Source organism: Sphingomonas sp. SP2 (genome assembly GCF_058313385.1).
In genome coordinates, this window is sequence record NZ_JBZFLD010000001.1 from 1,579,140 (window position 1) to 1,598,967 (window position 19,828).

The 19,828-nt window shown below is 69.4% G+C and carries 20 protein-coding genes and 1 tRNA gene; 17 read left to right on the plus strand and 4 right to left on the minus strand.

Features of this window, described 5'->3' with window-relative positions; translation table 11 throughout:
* The first annotated feature begins 20 nt into the window (after positions 1 to 20).
* The 4 genes from AC4GYU_RS08100 to AC4GYU_RS08115 are packed head-to-tail and all read left to right on the plus strand — an operon-like array spanning position 21 to position 4,016.
* Positions 21 to 530, plus strand: coding sequence for a CvpA family protein (locus AC4GYU_RS08100; protein ID WP_491086377.1), 510 nt, complete (start codon positions 21 to 23; stop codon positions 528 to 530).
* Entirely contained in the window at positions 530 to 1,837 is a 1,308-nt protein-coding gene (cysS, locus tag AC4GYU_RS08105; protein ID WP_491086378.1) for a cysteine--tRNA ligase, read from the plus strand. The genes AC4GYU_RS08100 and cysS overlap by 1 nt, the downstream gene beginning before the upstream one ends.
* Positions 1,834 to 2,247, plus strand: a complete 414-nt coding sequence (locus tag AC4GYU_RS08110) for an iron-sulfur cluster assembly scaffold protein (RefSeq protein WP_491086379.1) — start codon at positions 1,834 to 1,836, stop codon at positions 2,245 to 2,247. The genes cysS and AC4GYU_RS08110 overlap by 4 nt, the downstream gene beginning before the upstream one ends.
* The gene (locus tag AC4GYU_RS08115) at positions 2,244 to 4,016 is read left to right on the plus strand and encodes a monovalent cation:proton antiporter-2 (CPA2) family protein (protein WP_491086380.1); all 1,773 of its coding nucleotides are present in this window, start codon (positions 2,244 to 2,246) and stop codon (positions 4,014 to 4,016) included. Before AC4GYU_RS08110 ends, AC4GYU_RS08115 begins: the two co-directional genes overlap by 4 nt.
* Here AC4GYU_RS08115 and aroB read toward each other — a convergent pair.
* A complete protein-coding gene (gene aroB / locus AC4GYU_RS08120) occupies positions 4,013 to 5,083 on the minus strand; it encodes a 3-dehydroquinate synthase (protein WP_491086381.1) in 1,071 nt (356 codons plus the stop codon). The genes AC4GYU_RS08115 and aroB overlap by 4 nt on opposite strands.
* Positions 5,080 to 5,640 carry a shikimate kinase gene (locus AC4GYU_RS08125; RefSeq protein ID WP_491086382.1) on the minus strand — a complete coding sequence of 187 codons (561 nt, stop codon included), beginning with the start codon at positions 5,638 to 5,640 and terminating at the stop codon, positions 5,080 to 5,082. The genes aroB and AC4GYU_RS08125 overlap by 4 nt, the downstream gene beginning before the upstream one ends.
* 49 nt (positions 5,641 to 5,689) lie before the next feature.
* Here AC4GYU_RS08125 and AC4GYU_RS08130 point away from each other — a divergent pair, with 49 nt between their 5' ends.
* The 5 genes from AC4GYU_RS08130 (at position 5,690) to AC4GYU_RS08150 (ending at position 9,621) form a co-directional block, all read left to right on the plus strand.
* Positions 5,690 to 5,845: a hypothetical protein gene (locus AC4GYU_RS08130; RefSeq protein ID WP_491086383.1), complete on the plus strand. Its 156-nt coding sequence runs from the start codon at positions 5,690 to 5,692 to the stop codon at positions 5,843 to 5,845.
* Entirely contained in the window at positions 5,829 to 7,637 is a 1,809-nt protein-coding gene (locus tag AC4GYU_RS08135; protein ID WP_491086384.1) for a hypothetical protein, read from the plus strand. The genes AC4GYU_RS08130 and AC4GYU_RS08135 overlap by 17 nt, the downstream gene beginning before the upstream one ends.
* Complete coding sequence (locus AC4GYU_RS08140; RefSeq protein WP_491086385.1) at positions 7,634 to 8,539, plus strand: tyrosine recombinase; 906 nt, start codon at positions 7,634 to 7,636, stop codon at positions 8,537 to 8,539. The genes AC4GYU_RS08135 and AC4GYU_RS08140 overlap by 4 nt, the downstream gene beginning before the upstream one ends.
* Before the next feature lie 13 nt (positions 8,540 to 8,552).
* Complete coding sequence (locus AC4GYU_RS08145; RefSeq protein ID WP_491086386.1) at positions 8,553 to 9,494, plus strand: acetyl-CoA carboxylase carboxyltransferase subunit alpha; 942 nt, start codon at positions 8,553 to 8,555, stop codon at positions 9,492 to 9,494.
* A 52-nt stretch (positions 9,495 to 9,546) separates the two neighbouring features.
* A tRNA-Val gene (locus tag AC4GYU_RS08150) sits at positions 9,547 to 9,621 on the plus strand.
* Between the two features lie 64 nt (positions 9,622 to 9,685).
* On the opposite strand, the gene AC4GYU_RS08155 is transcribed toward AC4GYU_RS08150, so the two are convergent.
* On the minus strand, positions 9,686 to 10,570 hold the full coding sequence (locus tag AC4GYU_RS08155) for a LysR family transcriptional regulator (protein ID WP_491086387.1): 885 nt from the start codon (positions 10,568 to 10,570) through the stop codon (positions 9,686 to 9,688).
* A gap of 124 nt (positions 10,571 to 10,694) precedes the next feature.
* On the opposite strand from AC4GYU_RS08155, the gene AC4GYU_RS08160 reads away from it, so the two are divergent.
* The 5 genes from AC4GYU_RS08160 to AC4GYU_RS08180 are packed head-to-tail and all read left to right on the plus strand — an operon-like array spanning position 10,695 to position 13,722.
* A complete protein-coding gene (locus tag AC4GYU_RS08160) occupies positions 10,695 to 11,357 on the plus strand; it encodes a glutathione S-transferase family protein (RefSeq protein ID WP_491086388.1) in 663 nt (220 codons plus the stop codon).
* 37 nt (positions 11,358 to 11,394) lie between these two features.
* On the plus strand, positions 11,395 to 11,874 hold the full coding sequence (locus tag AC4GYU_RS08165) for a hypothetical protein (protein ID WP_491086389.1): 480 nt from the start codon (positions 11,395 to 11,397) through the stop codon (positions 11,872 to 11,874).
* A 15-nt stretch (positions 11,875 to 11,889) separates the two neighbouring features.
* Positions 11,890 to 12,054, plus strand: a complete 165-nt coding sequence (locus AC4GYU_RS08170; protein ID WP_491086390.1) for a hypothetical protein — start codon at positions 11,890 to 11,892, stop codon at positions 12,052 to 12,054.
* Between the two features lie 26 nt (positions 12,055 to 12,080).
* Positions 12,081 to 13,220 carry a hypothetical protein gene (locus AC4GYU_RS08175; RefSeq protein ID WP_491086391.1) on the plus strand — a complete coding sequence of 380 codons (1,140 nt, stop codon included), beginning with the start codon at positions 12,081 to 12,083 and terminating at the stop codon, positions 13,218 to 13,220.
* Between the two features lies 1 nt (position 13,221).
* Complete coding sequence (locus AC4GYU_RS08180; protein WP_491086392.1) at positions 13,222 to 13,722, plus strand: hypothetical protein; 501 nt, start codon at positions 13,222 to 13,224, stop codon at positions 13,720 to 13,722.
* A gap of 16 nt (positions 13,723 to 13,738) precedes the next feature.
* Here AC4GYU_RS08180 and AC4GYU_RS08185 read toward each other — a convergent pair whose 3' ends face one another.
* The gene (locus tag AC4GYU_RS08185; RefSeq protein WP_491086903.1) at positions 13,739 to 15,301 is read right to left on the minus strand and encodes a peptide chain release factor 3; all 1,563 of its coding nucleotides are present in this window, start codon (positions 15,299 to 15,301) and stop codon (positions 13,739 to 13,741) included.
* Positions 15,302 to 15,562: 261 nt separating this feature from the next.
* On the opposite strand from AC4GYU_RS08185, the gene AC4GYU_RS08190 reads away from it, so the two are divergent.
* Genes AC4GYU_RS08190 through AC4GYU_RS08200 form a run of 3 tightly spaced genes read left to right on the plus strand, consistent with a single transcriptional unit; the run spans position 15,563 to position 19,826 of the window.
* Positions 15,563 to 17,245: an MFS transporter gene (locus AC4GYU_RS08190; RefSeq protein ID WP_491086393.1), complete on the plus strand. Its 1,683-nt coding sequence runs from the start codon at positions 15,563 to 15,565 to the stop codon at positions 17,243 to 17,245.
* Complete coding sequence (locus tag AC4GYU_RS08195; RefSeq protein WP_491086394.1) at positions 17,245 to 18,453, plus strand: HlyD family secretion protein; 1,209 nt, start codon at positions 17,245 to 17,247, stop codon at positions 18,451 to 18,453. Before AC4GYU_RS08190 ends, AC4GYU_RS08195 begins: the two co-directional genes overlap by 1 nt.
* Positions 18,450 to 19,826 carry an efflux transporter outer membrane subunit gene (locus AC4GYU_RS08200; protein ID WP_491086395.1) on the plus strand — a complete coding sequence of 459 codons (1,377 nt, stop codon included), beginning with the start codon at positions 18,450 to 18,452 and terminating at the stop codon, positions 19,824 to 19,826. The genes AC4GYU_RS08195 and AC4GYU_RS08200 overlap by 4 nt, the downstream gene beginning before the upstream one ends.
* Positions 19,827 to 19,828 lie beyond the last annotated feature (2 nt).

Consider the following 19,828-nt stretch of genomic DNA (forward strand, 5'->3'; position numbering starts at 1 on the left):
AACTAACGCTGCGCTGCACCATGACCGCGCTCGACATCTTCGTTCTCCTGCTCCTCGGCGGCGGCGCGCTGGTCGGCTTCGTGCGCGGCTTCGTGCAGGAGGCGCTGGTCCTCGCGGCCTGGGCGGCGGGCGTCGTCGCGCTGGTCCTCTTCCATGCCCCGGTGGCCGAAGCCGTCAGCGGCATCGCCAAGGGCAGCGCGGGTGCCGCGGCCCTTGCCTTCGTCATTCTCTTCCTGCCCTCCTACCTCCTGATGCGCTTTCTCGCGCAGCGGCTGGGGCGGCAGGCGCGCAGCTCGATGCTCGGCCCGCTCGACCGGCTGCTCGGCGGCGGGTTCGGCATGCTCAAAGGGCTGATCGGCGCGACCCTCTTCTTCCTGCTCGCCAATCTCGGCACCGACATCGTCTACGGCGCCAAGGCCGAGCGCCCCGAGTGGATGCGCGACAGCCACACCTATCCCCTGCTCGATGCCAGCGGCCGGGCCATGCTCGCGACCTGGAACGAGACAAGACTGAAGCGAAACCAACTGTGATGATCCGCCTTTACGACACCGCCACCCGCGACAAACGCGAATTCACGCCCCGCGAAGGCCAGCCCATCACCATCTACGTCTGCGGCCCGACCGTTTACGGCCGCGCCCACATCGGCAACGCCCGTCCGCCGGTGGTATTCGACGTCCTCCGCCGCCTGCTCGAGCATGCCTATCCCGAGCATGGCGTGACCTTCGCGCGCAACATCACCGACGTCGACGACAAGATCATCGCCGCCGCTGCCGATGAGGGCGTGGAGCCCTCGATCATCACCAAGCGGTTCGAGCAACATTATCTCGAGGACATGCGCGCGCTCGGGGTGCGCGATCCCGACATCGCGCCCCATGCCACTGCCGAGATCGGGCCGATGGTCGCGATGATCGCCGACCTCATCGCCAAGGGTCATGCCTACGCCGCCGAGGGGCATGTCCTGTTCGATGTCGCTTCCGATCCCGACTATGGCGCGCTCTCCCGCCGTGACCGCGAGGCGATGCTTGCCGGCGCGCGGGTCGAGGTCGCGCCCTACAAAAAGGCGCCGGGCGACTTCGTCCTGTGGAAGCCAAGCGCCGACGACATGATCGGCTGGGACTCCCCCTGGGGTCGTGGCCGCCCGGGCTGGCACATCGAATGCTCGGCGATGATCCGCGCGCATCTGGGCGAAACGATCGACATCCACGGCGGCGGGATCGACCTCGTCTTCCCGCACCACGAGAATGAAGCCGCGCAGAGCCGCTGCGCCCACGGCGGCGCACCGCTCGCCCGCTACTGGCTGCACAACGGCTTCGTCGACATGGGCGCCGAGAAGATGAGCAAGAGCCTCGGCAATGTCGTGACTCCGGGCGAACTGCTCGCGGCCGGTCACAAGGGCGAGGTGCTGCGCCTCGCGCTGCTCAGTGCCCATTATCGCTCGCCGCTGCCCTGGACCGAGGCGCTGCTCGCGCAAAGCAAGGCGACGCTCGACGGTCTCTACCGGCGGATCGGAAACAGCGCCGCAGGAACGGCCGACCCGGCCGTCATCGAGGCGCTCTCCGACGATCTTAACAGCGCGCTCGCGATCACCCGTCTCGGCCAGATCGAGGATCCGGCGACGCTGAAGGCGAGCGCCGCGCTGCTTGGCCTCCTCGGCGAGACCGAGGACCAGTGGTTCCGCGGGGACGGCGACGCGGCGATCGACGCCCGCATCGCCGAGCGGACCGCCGCCAAGGCCGCCCGCGACTTCGCCACCTCCGACCGCATCCGCGACGAACTCAAGGCCGAGGGCATCCTGCTCGAGGACGGGCCGCAAGGGACCAGCTGGCGGCGGGCATGAACCGGGAGCCGCCCTATACGCTCGAGATCCTCCGGCTGGCGGCATCGCTGCCGCTCGCGACCGGGCTCGAGGGGGCGGACGGGGTGGGAGAGGCCCGCTCGGCGACCTGCGGCTCCACCCTCACATCATCGGTGCGCTTCGCTGACGGCCGGATCGTCGACCTCGCCCAGAAGGTCACCGCCTGCGCCTACGGGCAGGCGAGCGCGGCGCTGGTCCAGCGCTGGGCACCGGGGCGGCTCAAGGCCGAGATCATCGTGATGCGGGCGGCGCTCAAGGCCTGGCTCGAAGGACGCGGCGACGTTCCACCCGACTTTGCTGACCTCTCACCCGTGCAGGGGCGGGCAGGGCGCCATGGCGCGGTACTGCTGCCGTTCGACGCCTTGCTCGCCGCACTGAAGGACAAGGCATGACCGGCATTCTCGTCTGGATGACAGGCCTGTTGTTCGCGGCCCTGCTGTTTGTCGGCCTGTTCCGCCGCCTCGGGCTCGGCGCGACCCTCGGCTACATCGTCGGCGGGATCGTCGTCGGGCCGTCGGTGCTGAACATCGGCGGCGACGCAGCGGCGATCAATCAGGTCAGCGAGATCGGCATCGCGCTCCTGCTGTTCCTCGTCGGCCTCGAGCTTCAGCCTTCGCGCCTGTGGCGCCTCAAGAAGGAAATCTTCGGCCTCGGACTCGCGCAACTGCTCGGCGCCGGCGCGGTGCTCGCGATCCTGGTCAAGTTCGTGCTCGGCCTCGGCTGGGGGCCGGCGATCGCCATCGGCCTCGCGCTCGGCCTTTCCTCGACCGCGCAGGTGCTGCCGATGCTTCGCTCGACCGGGGAACTCAACACCCCTTATGGCGAGCGCGCCTTCTCGATCCTGCTCCTTCAGGACCTCGCCCTCATCCCGCTCATCACGCTCACCGCGGCCTTGAGCGTCGGCAAGGATCCGGGCACGCCCTCGGGCTGGGCGATGACCGGAATGACCGTCGCCGCGGTGATCGGCCTTGTGCTCGCCGGCCGTTTCCTCATCGCGCCGCTCTACCGCCTCATCGGGCGCCTCGGCGAACGCGAGCTGTTCGTCGTCGCCGGCCTCGCCACGGTGATCGGGTCGGCGGCGCTGATGCATTCGCTGCACCTGTCGGTCGCGCTCGGGGCCTTCGTCGCCGGCGTGATGCTCGCCGAAAGCCCCTATCGTCACGAGCTCGAAAGCGACGTCGAGCCCTTCCGCTCGATCCTCCTCGGCCTCTTCTTCATGTCGGTCGGCATGCTTCTCGACCTGTCGGTGGTCGCCGCGCAGCCGCTCACCGTCCTCGGCCTCGCGGTCGCGGTGATCGCTCTGAAGACGCTCGTCCTCTACCCCTTCGCACGCTTCTTCGGGAGCAAGCCGGGCCGTGCGATCACCATGGCGATGCTGCTAAGCCAGGCCGGCGAATTCGGTTTCGTCCTGTTCGCGAGCGCCGCCTCGGGCGAGGTCATCAGCCGCGAGCAGGCGAGCCTCCTCGGCGCGGTCGTCACGGCCTCGATGGTCGCGACGCCATTCCTGATGCGGCTCATCGGCTGGCTCCAGCAGCGCCAGCCGCAGAAGCATGTCGACCTCGACGGCCCCGAATTCAGTCCCGAAACCAATGTCATCGTGGTCGGCTACGGCCGCTTCGGCCAGACCGTCTCGCAGATGCTCATGGCCAAGCGCATCCCGGTCACCCTGATCGACCTCAAGGCCTCGCAGATCGAGCTCGCGGGCGAATTCGGAACCAAGGTCTATTACGGCGACGGCACGCGGATCGACCTGCTGCGCACAGCAGGCGGGGAGGAGGCGGAAGCCATCCTCTTCTGTCACGACGACGGCGTTTTCGGCCGCGAGCAGCTCGAGGCGATCACCGAGGCCTTCCCCAAGGCGGTGATCATGGTCCGCGTGTTCGACCGCCGGCAGGCGCTCGCGCTCGAAGGCCTCAACGTCCGGCTGCTCCAGCGCGAAGTCTATGAAAGCGCCGTCTCGATGGGTCGCTCGGCGCTGAAGGCCCTGGGCATCGCCGAGCGCGAGGCGCTGCGGGTCGAGACCGCCTATCGCACCCGCGACCGCGAGCGGCTGCGGGTCCAGGCGGCGACCGGCGACCTCCGGACGGGCATCGAGAAGAGCTTCACCCACAGCCCCCTCGATGACGAGGCCCCTGCGCCCGAGCCTGCCCGCGAAGGCTAGGCGGTGCGGGCGAGGAAGTCGGCGACGACCGCTTCCTCGACGCCCTCGCTGAGGAAGGCGTCGCCGATCCCGCGGGTCAGCACGAGCCGAAGCGCGCCGCCGTCATTCTTCTTGTCGCCGCGCATCAGGGGGATCAGCGCATCGCGCGCCACGCCGGTTTCCGCGAGCGTCGTCGGAAGCCCGACCGAAGCCAGGTGATCGCGCACCCGCCGCGCATCCTCGTGCGGGCAAAGGCCGAGATCGGCCGACAGCGCGAAGGCGAGCACCATGCCGACCGCGACCGCCTCGCCGTGCAGCATCGTGCCCAGCCCGGCCGCGCTCTCAAGCGCATGGGCGAAGGTATGCCCGAAATTGAGCAGCGCCCGCGCCCCATTGCGATCGGTGATGTCCGCCTCGACCGTCCGGGCCTTGGCGGCGACGCTCTGCCAGACGGCTTCCTCGCGATATTCGCGGTGCCCGGCGAGGAGGGCGGCGCCATGGTCCTCGAGCCAGTGGAACAGCGCCTCGTGGCGGATCAGCCCATATTTGACGACCTCGGCATAGCCGCCGCGAAGCTGACGCGGGTCGAGCGTGTCGAGCAGGCTGACGTCGGCGATAACCAGGCAGGGCTGGTGGAACATGCCGACGAGATTCTTCTGCCCGAGCGCGTCGATCGCGGTCTTGCCGCCGACCGCGCTGTCGGCCTGGGCAAGAAGGGTGGTCGGCAGATGGACCAGCGGAATGCCCCGCTTGAACAGCCCCGCGGCAAGCCCCGCGAGATCGCCGACCGAGCCGCCGCCAAAGGCGGCGATGGTGGTGCTCCGATCGAGGTTCCGCTCGGCGAAGGTCCCGATGAGGTCGCGCAGATGCGGCCAGTCCTTGGCCTCCTCGCCCTCCGGTACAAGGATCGGGTCGCACGGAAGGATTGCCTGCAGCCGCTCGCCGTGAAGTCCCCAGACCTTCGGCTCGGTGACGAGGGTCATCGGCTTGCCCTTCGACAGGCTCAGCAGGCGGCTGCGGCAATCCTCGAGCCGCCCGACCAGCACGTCATAGCGCTCGTCACCGGCATCGACCGTCAGGTTCTTCACGTCTTGTCCTTCAGATGTTCGTCGAGCGCCGCGACGATCCGCTCCACCACCTGGTGGTGCGCGCCGGCGGCGCTCGGAATACGGATATGCGCCTCGGCATAGGCCGGCGCACGCTCGTCGATCAGCCGTGCCAGAGTCTCGGCGCGATCGCCGTCCTTCAGCATCGGGCGCGTTTCCGGGCGCCGGGCGGTCCGCTCGGCGAGGAGATCGACCGGCGCGTCGAGCCAGACGGTGATGCACTTGGCATTGAGAAGGTCGCGCGTCGCCGGATTGACGAACGCCCCGCCGCCGGTCGCGATCACCCGCACCGGCCCGCTCGCCAGCCGCGCCACCACCCGCCGCTCGCCATCGCGAAAGTCATGCTCGCCGAATCGCTGAAAGACTTCGCCCGCGCTGAGGCCTGCCGCGTCCTCGATCTCGCTGTCGCTGTCGACGAACGGCAGCCCGAGCCGGCGCGCCAGCCGCCGCCCGACGGTCGACTTGCCAGCCCCCATGAGGCCGACGAGCACCACCGACCGGTCAAGTCTGCCATCGAAGGGGAGAGTGCGCCGCGCCATGTGCGCCGGGGCTATACAGCGGGCGTGCCAGTCGGCAAAAGCCCGCCTCATGGCGATACGACGCAAGCCCCCGCACCCCGCGCGCGGGCTCATCATCTGGCTCATCATCCTGGCGATCCTCGTGGCGGCCGCCATCTGGCTCGCGGGCAGCGCGAAGGAAGTTCCAACGCGCCCGATCGAGGTGGACGTTGCCCGTCCGGCCTAAGCAACGCTGGTGGCTCGGCGTCGGCGTCGCCGCGCTGGTCCTGCCGGCCTTTGCGGTGGCGCAGGAGAGCCTGCTTCCGCCCGGCTTCAACGACACCGCTCCACCGCCCGAGACGTCGAGCCCGGCGAACGGCCAGGCCCCCGACAGCGCGCCCAGTGACGCGCGGCGCCCGCGCCCGAGCGGCAGCAGCGAAGGAGGCGCGGTCGTCGAGAGCGAGACGCTCAGCATTGCTGACCTCGCCAAGGTGCCGGTCGCAGCGCCGCCCATCGAAATCCCGTCATCCTCGGCCCGCGATCCACGCCAGGTCGGTGCGATTGATCCCGTCGCCTGGGGCATGGGCGCCTCTCCTTGGGGCGGCGCCAACGGGACCTTCCTGTCGCAGCTGATGAGGCGGCTCGACACGCCGCTTCCCAATCGCTGGCTCCACATCACGTTGCGCAATGCGCTTCTTGCCCGAAGCGAAGCGCCGCCTGCCGTGCATCCGGTCGACTGGGTCGCCGAGCGGGCCTGGCTCCTCCTCCGCATGGGCGAGGCCGATGCCGCCGCTCTGCTGGTCGAAGGCGTCGACGTCACCGACTTCACGCCCAAGATGACCCAGGTCGCGGTCCAGAGCGCGCTCGCCAATTCCGATCCCGGCGCGCTCTGCCCGCTGCGCGAGAAGATGAACAAGGTCGAGAGCCGCGTTCTGGCGCTGACCGAGGCCATGTGCGCCTCGCTCGCCGGTGAGGCCGGAAGCGCCGCCACCCGGATCGAGCAGGCGCGCCGGCGTGGCCCGATCACCGGCATCGACCATGTACTGGCCGACAAGGTCGTCGGGGCAGGGGCCGATACCGGCCGTGCGGCGACGGTCGAATGGGAGGGCGTCCAGGGCCTCACCGCCTGGCGTTTCGGCCTGGCGAGCGCGACCGGCCTCGTTCCCCCCAACAATCTCATCGACCGGGCACCGCTTCGCCTTCGCGCCTGGCAGGCCCGGGCGCCGATGCTGAGCGCCGAGCAGCGCCTGCTCTCGGCCCGGATCGCGACCGGCCTCGGGGTCTTCTCCTCGGCCGCCCTCGTCGACCTTTATTCGCAGATCTACGACGCGACCGATCCATCGGACCTCAGCGGGACCGACGCCTGGCAGCTTCGCCTGGCCTTCGCCGCCAAGGAGCCGGGCGACAAGCTCGGCGCGATGCGCAAATTGTGGGGGCAGGGGGACGATCCCGTCCAGCGCCTCGCCGGCCAGGCCCTGGTCTCGCTTGCCGCCTCGCGGGTCCGCCCCGATGCCAGCCTCGGCGCCGACGTCCCCAAGCTCATCGCCTCGATGCTTGCCGGCGGCTATGATCGCGCCGCGGCGCGCTGGGCGACCGTCATTGGCGACCTCGACGAAACGGCCGACGAGGATCGCGCCTGGGCGCTGCTGGCGCTCGGCACCGATGCCAATGTCGACCGCTCCGAGGACCGGATCGAAAGCTTCATCGACCGCGATGAGAGCAGCGGCAAGGCGCGCTCCAAACTGCTCGTCGCCGGGCTCGCCGGGCTCGGCGAGATCGACTCGGAGACGGCCACCCGCCTCAACCGGAGCCACAGTCTCGGGCTCGGCCGCGAGAATGGCTGGACCCGGATCGTCACGCAGGCCGGCGAGCGCCGCCAGGCCGGCAGCGCGGTGCTCCTCGCCGCGATCGGGATGCAGGCGCAGCAGGCCGAGCGGATCCCCGCCGCCCACCTGTTCCGCTCGCTGACCGCGATGCGCAGCGCCGGGCTCGGTTTTTCCGCGCGGATGATCGCCGCCGAGATGCTCGCTCGGACGTGACACCGGCCGACCGCGCGCTGGTCGACCGCTTTGCGGACGCGCTGGCGGCGGAGCGCGGCGCAGCGCGCAACACCTTGCTCGCCTATCGCAGCGACCTTGCCGCCGCGGCCGACGTGCTGGGCGAGGTCGGGACCGCGGCGCCCGCCGCCCTTGCCGACCTTGCGGTCGCCTGGGCGTCGCTCAGCCCGGCAACGCTCGCCCGCCGCTCGGCCGCGCTCCGCCGCTTCTACGGCTTCCTCGCCGACGAGGGGCTTCGCGCCGACGACCCGTCCGACGCGCTGCCCCGGCCGCGCACCGTTCGTCCGCTGCCGCGCGTGCTCGAGCCCGCCGAAGTCGATCGCATCTTCGCCGAAGCCGAGGATCGCGCCGCCAGCGGCGAACCGCTTCGCCTGCGCAATCTCGCCCTTCTTGAGCTGCTCTACGGGTCCGGGCTTCGCGCGACCGAGCTCGTCAGCCTTCCGGTCCGGGCGCTGGCCCGCCCGGAGCCCTACCTGATCCTCGCCGGCAAGGGCGGGAAGGAGCGGCTGGTGCCCATCTCCGACCGTGCCCGCGCCGCGGTCGCCCATTGGCGAGAAACACTTCCGAAGGACGGCCTCTGGCTCTTTCCCGGCGGCAAGGCGCACATCAGCCGGGTCCGCCTGTTCCAGCTCGTTCGAGCCATGGCCGCCGACGCCGGGATTGCCCCCGACCGGGTCAGCCCGCACGTCCTCCGCCACGCCTTCGCGACCCACCTCCTCGCCAACGGCGCCGACCTCCGCGTTCTCCAGGCCTTGCTCGGCCATGCCGACATCGCGACCACGCAAATCTACACCCATGTCGACAGCAAGCGGCTGGTCGAGCTGGTGAATCGCGTCCACCCGCTGGCCGGGGGAGTGCTTGCCAAGGCGCGGACATCGGCCTAGCCCGCGGCCCGATATGCTGACCTATCTCGATTTCGAAAAGCCGATCGCCGAGCTGGAGACCCGCGTCGCCGAGCTCAAGGATACCGCCCGTGGCGGCGACCTCGACCTCGATCCCGAGATCGAGAAGCTCGAGGCCAAGAGCAGCAAGCTGCTCAAGGAAACCTATGCGAAGCTGACCCCGTGGCAGAAGACGCAGGTCGCCCGTCATCCCGAGCGGCCGCATTTCCGCGACTATGTCGCCGGCCTCGCCGACGAATTCATTCCGCTCGCCGGCGACCGCGCCTTTGCCGACGACCAGGCGATCATCGGCGGCCTTGCCCGGATCGACGGGCGCAAGGTCGTGCTGATGGGACATGAAAAGGGCGCCGATACCCAGACCCGGCTCCGCCACAATTTCGGCATGGCCAAGCCCGAGGGCTATCGCAAGGCGATCCGCCTGATGGACCTCGCCGACCGTTTCGGGCTTCCGCTCGTCAGCCTGGTCGACACGCCGGGGGCCTTCCCGGGTGTCCAGGCCGAGGAGCGCGGCCAGGCCGAGGCCATCGCCCGCTCGACCGAGCGCGGGCTTGCGCTGACCGTTCCTTCGATCGCTGCAATCGTCGGCGAGGGCGGTTCGGGCGGCGCGGTCGCCATTGCCGCCGCCAACCGCGTCCTGATGTTCGAGCATGCCGTCTATTCGGTGATCAGCCCCGAAGGCTGCGCCTCGATCCTGTGGCGAACCGCCGACAAGGCCGCCGATGCGGCCGAGGCGATGAAGATCACCGCGGCCGACCTCCTCGGCCTCAAGGTCATCGACCGGATCGTCGCCGAACCCCTCGGCGGCGCCCATCGCGACCCCAGCGACGCGATCGCCAACCTCAAGCAGGCGATCACCGAGGAGCTCGACCAGCTGGCCGGCCGCTCGCCTGATGAGCTGCGGAAAATGCGCCGCGAAAAGTTTCTCGCCATCGCCTGAGGCTTTTGCCTTGCGCAGGGGAAAACCCCCCGCTAGAGGCCCGTTCCAGCGTGGGCGTGTAGCTCAGTGGTAGAGCACTGTGTTGACATCGCAGGGGTCGCAAGTTCAATCCTTGCCACGCCCACCATTTCTTCCCCATTCATGATGTCAGCGCCGGCCAACCGGTATTGATTGCCGGCGGCGGCCGTCGCTCAGGCGGTGCCGGTCAGCAGGTCGCGCTTGGCGAGGACGTGCGCGCCGAGGAAGTCGAGGAAGGCGCGGACGTGCGGCTCGGACTTCAGCCGTTCGTGATAGACGAGGAACACGGGCGGCCGGATCTCGGGCAGGTCGAAGCAGCGCCGAAGCTCGGGTTCGACGTCGCCGACGATGCAGGGGAGGCCGCCGATCCCCGACCCCGCCCTCAGCATCGCCGCGAGATTCGGGAGGGAATTGCTCCGGCAGGCAATTTCGGCGCCCGGCGCGATCGCCGCGACCCAGTCCGCCGCTGCCGCTTCCGACGTCACCAGGGCATGGCCCGCAAGGTCGCCGGCGCCGCTCGGCGTCCCATATTCCGCGGCATAGTCGTGGCTGCAATAGGTCGCCCAGGCGGCGTGGGTGAGGGGGCGCACGACAAGGCACGGATCGGTCGGCCTTGATCCCACGCGAAGCGCGACGTCGGCCTCCCCGCGCGCAATGTCGAGCTTGTGATCACCGACCGTCATTTCCACCCTGACCCGCGGATAGGCGACGCGAAAATCGCGCACCGCGCGCGCCGCCACCGCATTGGCGAGGGGTTCATTGGTGGTCATCCGGATGGTGCCCGACAGGCGCCGCTCGGTCCCCGCGACCGTATCGAGGAACGCCTTCACCTCGGCTTCGACCCGCTCGGCCGCCGCGACCAGCGGCGTGGCCCGTTCCGACAGTCGATATCCCTCGCGGCCACGCTCGAACAGGGTGAAGCCGAGCTCTTCCTCGAGCGCCGCGATGCGCCGCGCACAGGTGGTCTGGTTGACCCCGAGCTCGCGCGCCGCGCCGAGCGTGCTGCCATGCCGCGCGACCGCAAGGAAATGACGCAGGTCGCTCCAGTCCAACGCCATGACAATTCCCCCCGCCTGGCCCGCGGCCATTCTGCATCCATGCAGACCAGTCGCGCAATAGTTCGGATTTCGGCGGTTTTCGGCGAAGAGTAGAAGCGCGGCAAGACACAGGAACTGCCGCGTCATGAAGCTCTACCTCGATCCCATTTCCACCACCTCCAGGCCGCTTCTCATGTTCGCCGAGGAGCATGACCTGCCGATCGAGGTCGTCCACGTCAGCCTGTTCGAGGGCGAGCATCGCACGCCGGAATTCCTTGCGATCAATCCCAACGGCTGCGTTCCGGTGCTGGTCGACGGCGGCTTCGTGCTCGGCGAGTCCAACAGCATCCTGCGCTATCTCGCCGATCTCGCGAAATCGCCCGCCTATCCGGCCGAGCTTCGCGCCCGCGCCCGGGTCAATGCCGCGCTCGACTGGCTGGTGACCAATTTCCACACGGCGGTCGGGGTGCAGCTCGCCTATCCAACGCTGTTCCCGGCCTTCCAGCCTTATTCAACGGGCGCCCGGGCCGAGGTGATCGCGACCGGCCTTGCCGCGACGCATCGCTGGCTCGCGGTCCTCGACCAGCACATGATCGGGCCGCGCCGCAATTATGTCGCCGGCGAGGAGCTGACCATCGCCGATTATGTCGGCGGCTCGCTCCTCGTCCTCGCCGAAGCGGTCGATGTCGACCTTGGCGACACGCCCAACATCCGCCGCTGGCTCGGAACCCTCAAGGCCCGACCCAGCTGGGATCCGACCTACGCTGCCTTCAACGGATTTCTCAGCGCCATCCGTCCGGCGGCCTGACCCGCGTCACGCATCGAACACACAGGGGAAAACTCGCATGATCTACCATCTTTCGATCGCCGCCCGCGACCCGGCGCGCGTCGCCGCCGTCCTTGCCGAACTATGGAAGGGCGAAGTCATGCCCTTTCCGCCCATCGCCACAAGCAGCCTCGTCGTGCTTGCCGGCGACGATCGCAATTCGCTGATCGAAGTCTATCCGCACGGTACCGAGCTCGTTCCCGCCGAGGGCGATGCGGACTGTGTCAGTACGCACAATCCCGCCGCCAGCCCGCGCTCGGCGACCCACGCCGCCATCGCCACGCCGCTCAGCCGCGAGCAGGTGCTGGCAATCGCCGCGCGCGAAGGCTGGCTCGCCAAATATCGCAAGCGGGGCGGGGCCTTCGGAGTGATCGAGCTGTGGCTCGAGAACAGCTGCATGATGGAGCTGCTGACCACCGACATGGCCGGCGAATATCTCGACACGATGACCCCGGCCGGGTGGCGCCAGGCGCTCCAGGCCGCGGCGCCCGCCAGTTAAGTGGGAGAGGCGGTCATGACCCATCGTCCGACCCTTCGCGCGCTCGCCCTCTCGGCGGCGGTCCTGCAGGCGGCCTCGCTCGGCGCCCTGTCCTTTGCGCTGTCGCTGCCGACCGCACGCGCCGAGGCCGTCGCAAGCCCCCTTGCGCCCTTCGTCGGCGGCCTTCCGAGCCGCCCCTGAACCTCATCTTGCCAGGAGTGACCATCATGACGCTCAAGCCTGCACTGACCGCAGCCACCGCCATTGTGGCCGTCGCCACCCTCGCCGCTGCCGCGCCGCCGCAGCGCAGCGCGCCCGAAACCCGCTACTGGATGAGCGCCGAGACCGTCTCGGGCATGGCGACCGGCATGCCGGGAGGACAGGCCAGGCGGCTCCAGCTTCAGCTCGCGTCGCCGACGAGTGTCGCCGCGCCCGCCGCCGAACACCTGCCCCCGGCGCTGCTCAAGGCGGGAACCAGTCTCCCGCTGACCAGCCCGCGCGATGCCGGGCAGCCGGGGCCGCGTGTGCCCGGAGCCCGGCCCGAGGCCATGCCCAAGACCCGTATGCTGCTCTACTGGGGCTGCGGCGAGAAGGCCGGGCCCGGTCAGCCGATGGTGATCGAATTCGGGAGCGCCGCCGCGGCTAAGGTCATGGCGAGCCTCACGCCGAGCTTCTCGCCGATGCTGCCGCCCGGTCCGCATGCCGGGGCGACCTACGGCGAATGGCCCAATGCCTCGGGGCGGACCAGCGTCCCGGCGTCGGGATCCCTCGTCGGGGACCATCGCGTCCGCGGCAATTACCTGCCCGACATCGGTTTCGCGCTGACCGCGGCCAACGACTTCCTCGCCCCGCTCGCGCCGCGCAGCAGCAAGCTTGCCTCGGGAGCGATGCAGGTCGACTGGCCCGCAGTCCCATATGCCCGCGCCTATTTCGCCGGAGTGATGGGCGCGCGGCCCGACGGGACCATGTTCCTGTGGAGCTCCAGCGCGACCCGTGTCGCGAGCATGCTCATGCCCGATTACCTCGCGCCGGCCGACCTGTCGCGACTGGTCGCGTCCAAGGTGCTGATGGCGCCTGACACCAACCGTTGCACCGTTCCCGCCGAGGTGGTCCAGGGAAGCGAAGGGGCGGCGCTGCAGATGACCGCCTACGGTCCGGAAGCCAACTTTCACAGCGCGCCCGGCCAGCGCCCCTGGGCGGTCAAGCTCCGCACCCGTTCGACCCATATGGGACTGCTCGGCATGCCCGAGGGGATGGACGCCGCTTTGGGCGGGACGGAGCGTCCGGCAACGCCCGACGCCCAGCGCCCCAACCGCAAGCGCCAGCTCCTTCGCGGGCTGGGGTCGCTGATCGGCGGGCATCGCTGAGATGGCGGCTCCCTTCGCGCTCGCCGCCGCCGCCCTGATCGCCGCCGCCCAGCCCAGTCCGGACATGAGCACCGTCATCCGCCAGATGCGGGAAACGGCCGAGCGGATGCGCGGACAGCTTCCGCCCGAGGACATTGCCGAGATGCTCCGCAACGCCGACGAGCTCGAGCGGGAAAATCGCAAGGGCAGCTTTGCCGCGCCTGTCCGGCCAGCCTCGGCCACGCCCGCCATCGTCGCGCATCTCGAGCAAGACCATGGCGCGATCTTCGACTGGCTCGCCCGGACGACGACCTGCGCCGGCTACCAGTGGGAGACGTGGCGGCGGTTCAGCATCACGACCGGCACGCAGGTCGCCGAGCGCAACGCCGGCTGCCGCAAGGCCTTCGCCATTTACGAGCGCTATTTCTATGCCGAGCGCGGCGGCAGCAACACAGAGGCGCTCAAGTTGCTCGCCGACTATGACCGAGCCGCCCACGAGGTCGTGGACGCCTATCCGCAATAAGCTGGGGCCGGCCGGCTCAGTTGCGCTCGCGCACCGCGGTAAAGGCGATGCCGGGCCAATCCTGCTGCAGCCGGCCGAATTCCCAGGCGTTGCGCATGAGGAGGACCGGGACGTCGTCCTGGTCCTCGGCCATCGCCGAGCGGTGGGTTTCGATCAGCTTCTTCAGCAGCGCGGGGTCGTCGGACTTCACCCAGCGTGCGACCTCGTAGGGCGAGGGCTCAAATTCAAGCGCGACGCCATATTCCTGGTCGAGGCGCGTCTGGAGGACGTCGAGCTGGAGCTCGCCGATCACGCCCACGATCCACTGCGAGCCGATCACCGGCTTGAACAGGCGGATGACGCCTTCCTCGGCGAGGTCCGAGAGGCCGCGGCGCATCTGCTTGACCTTCATCGGGTCGCCGAGCCGGACCCGGCGGAGGATTTCCGGCGCGAAGTCGGGCAGGCCGGTGAAGGTGACGTCGCCCTTCTCGGTCAACGTGTCGCCGACCCTCAGCGTGCCGTGATTGGGAATGCCGACGATGTCCCCGGCGACCGCGCCATGCGCAAGCTCGCGGTCGCGGGCGAAGAAGGTGATCGGATTGTGCAGCGCCATCGCCTTGCCGAGGCGGCTGTTCTGGACCTTCATCCCGCGCTCGAGCTTGCCCGAGCAGATCCGGACGAACGCCACCCGGTCGCGATGGTTGGGGTCCATGTTGGCCTGGACCTTGAACACGAAGCCGGTCAGCCGCGGTTCGTCCGGAGAGACCGGCGCGGGCCGGGCGGGCTGGGCCTGCGGGGGAGGGCCGTCGTCGGCGAGGATGTCGAGCAATTGCTCGACCCCGAAGCCTTTCAGCGCGCTGCCAAAGATGACGGGCGTGAGGTCGCCCTGCCGGAAGGATTCTAGATCGAAGGCCGGATAGGATTCGAGCGCCAGCCCGCCATCCTCGCTGAGGCTGTCGGCGGCGTCGGCGGGGATGGCCGCGGCGATCGCCGGATCGTCGATGCTCGTGGTGTCGATCCAGCGCCCGGGCACGATGCCGTCGCTGCGGTCGGCGACCAGCAACTGCCCGCGGCGAAGGTCGTAGAGGCCGTGGAACAGCCCGCCGATCCCGGTCGGCCAGTTCTGCGGGCTGACGTCGAGCTGCAGCACCTCGGCGATCTCGTCGAGCAGCGCGAAGGGGCTGAGACCTTCCCGGTCGACCTTGTTGACGAAGGTGATGATCGGCACGTTGCGCAGGCGGCAGACCTCGAACAGCTTGCGCGTCTGCGGTTCGATCCCCTTGGCCGCGTCGATCACCATGATCGCGCAGTCGACCGCGGTCAGAGTCCGATAGGTATCTTCCGAAAAGTCCTGGTGCCCTGGCGTGTCGAGCAGGTTGAACAGAACGTCCCCGCGCTGGAAGGTCATCACCGAGCTCGTCACCGAGATGCCGCGCTGCTGCTCGATCTTCATCCAGTCCGAGCGGGCCCGGCGACGGTCGCCGCGCGCCTTGACCTCACCCGCCTCGTGAACCGCGCCCGCGGCCTGCAGCAGGCTTTCGGTCAGGGTGGTCTTGCCCGCGTCCGGGTGCGAGATGATCGCGAAGGTACGCCGCGACAGCGTGCTGAAATTGACCGGATCGGCCGACGGCGTGTCCCGGCCCGGGCGAGCGGCGGCGCTGGGCGCGGTGGATTCAAGCGACAAGGGGAATGCTCCTGCGCGGCGATGCTGGCACCGCCGATTCTTTTGCCGCCCGCTTAGGCCAAGCGGCGCGCGAAGCGAAGTCTTGGCGCAACGCCCGCCTTCCTTCCGCAACGACGCGAATGTTGCAGCGCAACCAATCGCTCGCCCCGCGCATTGCGCAGGGGAAAAGGGCGATCCTTGGCGAAGCGAAACGATTCCTCTGCGGCGGTGGCCGACCCCTATGAGTTCAAGCCTCACGAGCGTCCCTTCATGCCCGGGTCGCCGGCGACGCCCGAGCATCCGATGCCGCGGCGGATCGGCTATTTCCTCATCGGCGTGCTGATCTCGATCAGTGCCGGCCTCGCCAACGGAATCCTCATCGCCAACCTGCCGCAGATCCAGGGCGATCTCGGCCTGAGCCCGGTCGAGGGCGGCTGGATCGCGGCCGCTTATTCGATGACCAACGTTTGCACGAGCTTCCTCCTGATCAAGTTCCGGCAGGAATTCGGGCTGCAGCGGATCACCCGCGTCTTCCTCGTCGGCTTCGTCCTGCTGACCGGCATGCAGTTACTGGTGCATGGCTTCTGGACCGAAATCGCCGTGCGCGCCGCGGCCGGGGTCATCGCCGCCGGCTTCAGTCCGCTGGGCTTCTTCTACATCATGCAGGCGATGCCGCCCGCGGCGCGGCTCGGCGGCATGATCATGGGCATTGGCCTCGGTCAGATCGCGCTCCCGCTCGCCCGCTTTCTGTCGCCGCTCCTGCTCGTCAACGGCGACATCCAGAACCTCTACTGGTTCGAGTTCGGCCTTGCCTTGCTCTGCTTCGGGAGCGTCGCCTTGCTTCGCCTGCCGCCGAGCGAGCGCACGCCCGTGTTCGAAAAGCTCGACGTCCTCTCCTTTGCGCTGTTCGCCCCCGGGATCGCGCTCCTCACCGCCGTCCTCGTCCAGGGCCGCATCGTCTGGTGGTCGACCGCCTGGATCGGCTACGCGCTCGCCGCCTCGGTGGTGCTGATCGGCGCGGCGATGCTGATCGAGCACAATCGCGCCAATCCGATGCTCAACACGCGCTGGATCGCCAGCCGCGCGATCATCCGCTTCGCCGCCATCGCCGCGGTGATGCGTGTGCTCCTGAGCGAGCAGGGCTATGGCTCGATCGGCCTTCTCACCCTGCTCGGCATGGGGCAGGACCAGCTGGTCAATTTCTACCTCGTCGTGACCCTCGCCAGCCTCGCCGGGCTAATCGTCAGCCTTGCGACCATGAAGCCGACCGATCTCCTCCGTCCCATCGTCGTCGCGATCGCACTGATCGGGGTGGCGGCTTGGATGGATTCGGACGCCTCCAACCTCACCCGCCCGGGCAATCTCCTCCTCAGCCAGGCGATGATCGCCTTCGCGACTATCCTGTTCATCGGACCGACGATGATGGCCGGGGTGCTTCGCGCGCTCGCCAAGGGGCCGAGCCACATGGTCAGCTTCTCCGCCGTCTTCGGCGTGTCGCAGACCATCGGCGGCCTCGGCGGCACGGCCCTGCTCGGCACCTTCCAGATCGTCCGGCAGAAATATCACAGCCACGAACTCGCCCAGTCGATCACCGCCATCGATCCGCTGGTCACCCAGCGCCTGCAGCAGCTCGGCGGGGCCTACGGCCGGGTGGTGGGCGATCCCATCCTTCGCCAGGCGCAGGGCGCCGCGACGCTCACCGGGCAGGTCAGCCGCGAGGCTGCCGTGCTCGCGTTCAACGACGTCTTCCTCCTCATCACCTGGCTCTCCGCGCTCGCCTTCCTGTGGCTCGGCGGGCGCTGGCTGTACCTGCGTATTCGTGGCGTAAACCCCCTCGCGGCCGACCTGGCTGCCCTTCAGAAGATGCTTGCGAACCGCTGATGGCCGACAACACCACCAAAAAAGTCTCCACGCCCGTCGCCGATCCGATCGGGACCAACGATCCGCGCCAGCCTGGCCCCGCGCCAACGGCGGAGCCGCACGAGCGCCTCGAGGACCCGATCGAGGCCAACACGCCGCCGGCCGAGGCCCGTTCCCGTGGCTGGGCGCCGCCGCGCTCGGGCCTCAAGGGCACGCTCCTGTTTGTCGCCATCCTCATCGCGGGAGCGCTGCTGGTCCTCTATGCGTGGAGCCTGCCGCCCTTCGCCTCGACCGTGCAGACCACCGACAATGCCTATGTCCGCGGGCAGACCACGGTGATCGCGCCGCAGGTCAACGGCTATGTCACGCAGGTGCTGGTCCAGGACTTCCAGCAGGTGAAGGCCGGTCAGCCGCTAGCCCGGATCGACGACCGCATCTATCGCCAGCGGGTCGAGCAGGCCCAGGCCGCGATCCAGACCCAGCAGGCCAACCTCGCCAATTCGCAGCAGAGCCGTCGCTCGAGCGAAGCGCAGGTCGCCGGCCAGTCGGCCGCCGTCGCCAGCGCCCGCGCTCAGCTCGCCCGTGCCCAGGCCGATATGCGCCGCGTGAACGAGCTCGTCGCCGAACGCTCGCTTTCGCTGCGCGAACGCGACCAGACCCTTGCCGCGCTCCGCCAGGCGCAGGCCGCGGTGCTTCAGGCCGAGGCCCAGCGCTCGGTCGCGCAGGAGCAGGTTCGCACAGTCACCGTCGGTCGCGGCGGGCTCGAGGCCGGCGTCGCCAATGCCCAGGCCCAGCTCCGCCTCGCCCAGATCGACCTTGCCAATACGATCATCCGCGCGCCGCAGGACGGGCAGGTGAGCGAGCTCGGAGTCCGCCTCGGCCAATATGTCACCGCCGGCAGCCAGATGATGTTCCTGGTGCCGAAGACCGTCTGGGTGGTCGCCAACTTCAAGGAGGCGCAGACCGCGCGGATCGTCCCGGGGCAGAAGGCACGGATCCGGGTCGATGCGCTCGGCGGCGAGGAGCTGACCGGTACCGTCCAGCAGCTTGCGCCCGCGGCGGGAAGCGAATTCAGCGTTATCCGCCCCGACAATGCCACGGGCAACTTCGTCAAGGTCGCGCAGCGGATCGCGGTCCGGATCGCGATCGATCCCGGCCAGCGGCTCGCCGAGCGACTTCGCCCCGGCATGTCGGTCGAGGCGCGGATCGACACCAAGGGGGTCAAGTGAAGCGCGTCGCCGCGGTCGCGGCGCTGGGCGGCCTTCTTGCCGCCTGCGTTCCCGCCACCCCGCCGCTTCCCGAAGGGGTGGGGGTCGTGCCGAATGAAGGCTGGCGGACCCCGCTCGCCGCGACCGCGCCGCTCGACCGCGCGTGGTGGAACGGCTTTGGCGATCCGATCCTCACCAACCTCGTCGAGACCGCGCTCGCCAACAACAGCGACATCGCCATCGCCGCCGCCCGGGTTCGCGAGGCCCGCGCGCAGGAACAGATCGCAAGGGCCGCGCTCTTCCCGACGCTCGATGCCGGGGTGGGGGTGCAGGAAGCCCGCACCGTCAGCCCGTTCGGAACCGCGACCACCAACACCTCGGCTCAGCCGATCATCCAGGCTGCCTATGAAGTCGACCTGTTCGGGCGGGTCCGCGAGACCGTCTCGGCGGCGCGCTCGGCCTATCTCGCCAGCCAGGCCGCGCGCGATGCCGCCGCGCTCAGCGTCGCTGCCGCGACCGCCAGTGGCTACATCACCCTTCGCGGCCTCGACGCCCGGCTCGCCATCGCCCAGCAGACCGTCAGCAGCCGGACCGAAGCACTCCGCATCGCCCGCAACCGGGCCCGCGTCGGTTACACCAGCGACCTCGAGCTTCGCCAGGCCGAGGCCGAATATCGTTCGACCACCCAGCTCGTGCCCCAGCTCCAGCTCGCCATCGCGCGGCAGGAGAATGGCTTGGCGCTGCTCCTCGGGACGACGCCTCGCGACGTCATCCGCGGGCGCAGCCTCGCCGAGCTTGCGCCGCTGCCGGTTCCTGCCGTCCTTCCCTCGGACCTCCTCCGGCGCCGGCCCGACATCGCGCAGGCCGAGCTGACCGTCGCCGCGAGCGACGCGACCCTCGCCGCCAGCCGCGCGCAATTCCTTCCGCGCCTGAACCTCGCCGGAAGCGCCGGGCTGGTCCTCTCGAGCGCGCTCGGCAATCCGGTCACCATCTGGTCGCTCGGCGCCAGCGTCCTTGCGCCCTTGTTCCAGGGCGGGCGCCTGACCGGTCAGCTCAACGCCAATGCCGCGCGCCGCGACCAGGCCCTGTTCGCCTATCGCAAGACCACGCTCACCGCCTTCCGCGAGGTCGACGACAGCCTCGCCGCGCTGCGTCGCTTCGGTGAACAGCGCCGCGAGCTCGCGCTCCAGCGCGCCGCGCTCGCCGACGCGCTTCGCCACGCCACCAACCGCTACGAGGCGGGCTACACCTCCTATCTCGAGCAGCTCGACGCCCAGCGCGCTCTCTTCGGGGCCGAGCTGAGCCTCGCGCAGGCGCGCACCGACGAATTGACCGCGACCGTCTCGCTCTACCAGGCGATGGGCGGCGGCTGGACCGGTCTCACCCCGCAATAAGC

Excerpts from the sequence above, each read along its gene's own strand:
- AC4GYU_RS08100 (WP_491086377.1), top strand. The coding sequence starts at position 21 with ATGACCGCGCTCGACATCTTCGTTCTCCTGCTCCTCGGCGGCGGCGCG.
- cysS (WP_491086378.1), top strand. The coding sequence starts at position 530 with ATGATCCGCCTTTACGACACCGCCACCCGCGACAAACGCGAATTCACG.
- AC4GYU_RS08110 (WP_491086379.1), top strand. The coding sequence starts at position 1,834 with ATGAACCGGGAGCCGCCCTATACGCTCGAGATCCTCCGGCTGGCGGCA.
- AC4GYU_RS08115 (WP_491086380.1), top strand. The coding sequence starts at position 2,244 with ATGACCGGCATTCTCGTCTGGATGACAGGCCTGTTGTTCGCGGCCCTG.
- AC4GYU_RS08125 (WP_491086382.1), bottom strand. The coding sequence starts at position 5,640 with ATGGCGCGGCGCACTCTCCCCTTCGATGGCAGACTTGACCGGTCGGTG.
- AC4GYU_RS08130 (WP_491086383.1), top strand. The coding sequence starts at position 5,690 with ATGGCGATACGACGCAAGCCCCCGCACCCCGCGCGCGGGCTCATCATC.
- AC4GYU_RS08145 (WP_491086386.1), top strand. The coding sequence starts at position 8,553 with ATGCTGACCTATCTCGATTTCGAAAAGCCGATCGCCGAGCTGGAGACC.
- AC4GYU_RS08155 (WP_491086387.1), bottom strand. The coding sequence starts at position 10,570 with ATGGCGTTGGACTGGAGCGACCTGCGTCATTTCCTTGCGGTCGCGCGG.
- AC4GYU_RS08160 (WP_491086388.1), top strand. The coding sequence starts at position 10,695 with ATGAAGCTCTACCTCGATCCCATTTCCACCACCTCCAGGCCGCTTCTC.
- AC4GYU_RS08165 (WP_491086389.1), top strand. The coding sequence starts at position 11,395 with ATGATCTACCATCTTTCGATCGCCGCCCGCGACCCGGCGCGCGTCGCC.
- AC4GYU_RS08170 (WP_491086390.1), top strand. The coding sequence starts at position 11,890 with ATGACCCATCGTCCGACCCTTCGCGCGCTCGCCCTCTCGGCGGCGGTC.
- AC4GYU_RS08175 (WP_491086391.1), top strand. The coding sequence starts at position 12,081 with ATGACGCTCAAGCCTGCACTGACCGCAGCCACCGCCATTGTGGCCGTC.
- AC4GYU_RS08180 (WP_491086392.1), top strand. The coding sequence starts at position 13,222 with ATGGCGGCTCCCTTCGCGCTCGCCGCCGCCGCCCTGATCGCCGCCGCC.
- AC4GYU_RS08195 (WP_491086394.1), top strand. The coding sequence starts at position 17,245 with ATGGCCGACAACACCACCAAAAAAGTCTCCACGCCCGTCGCCGATCCG.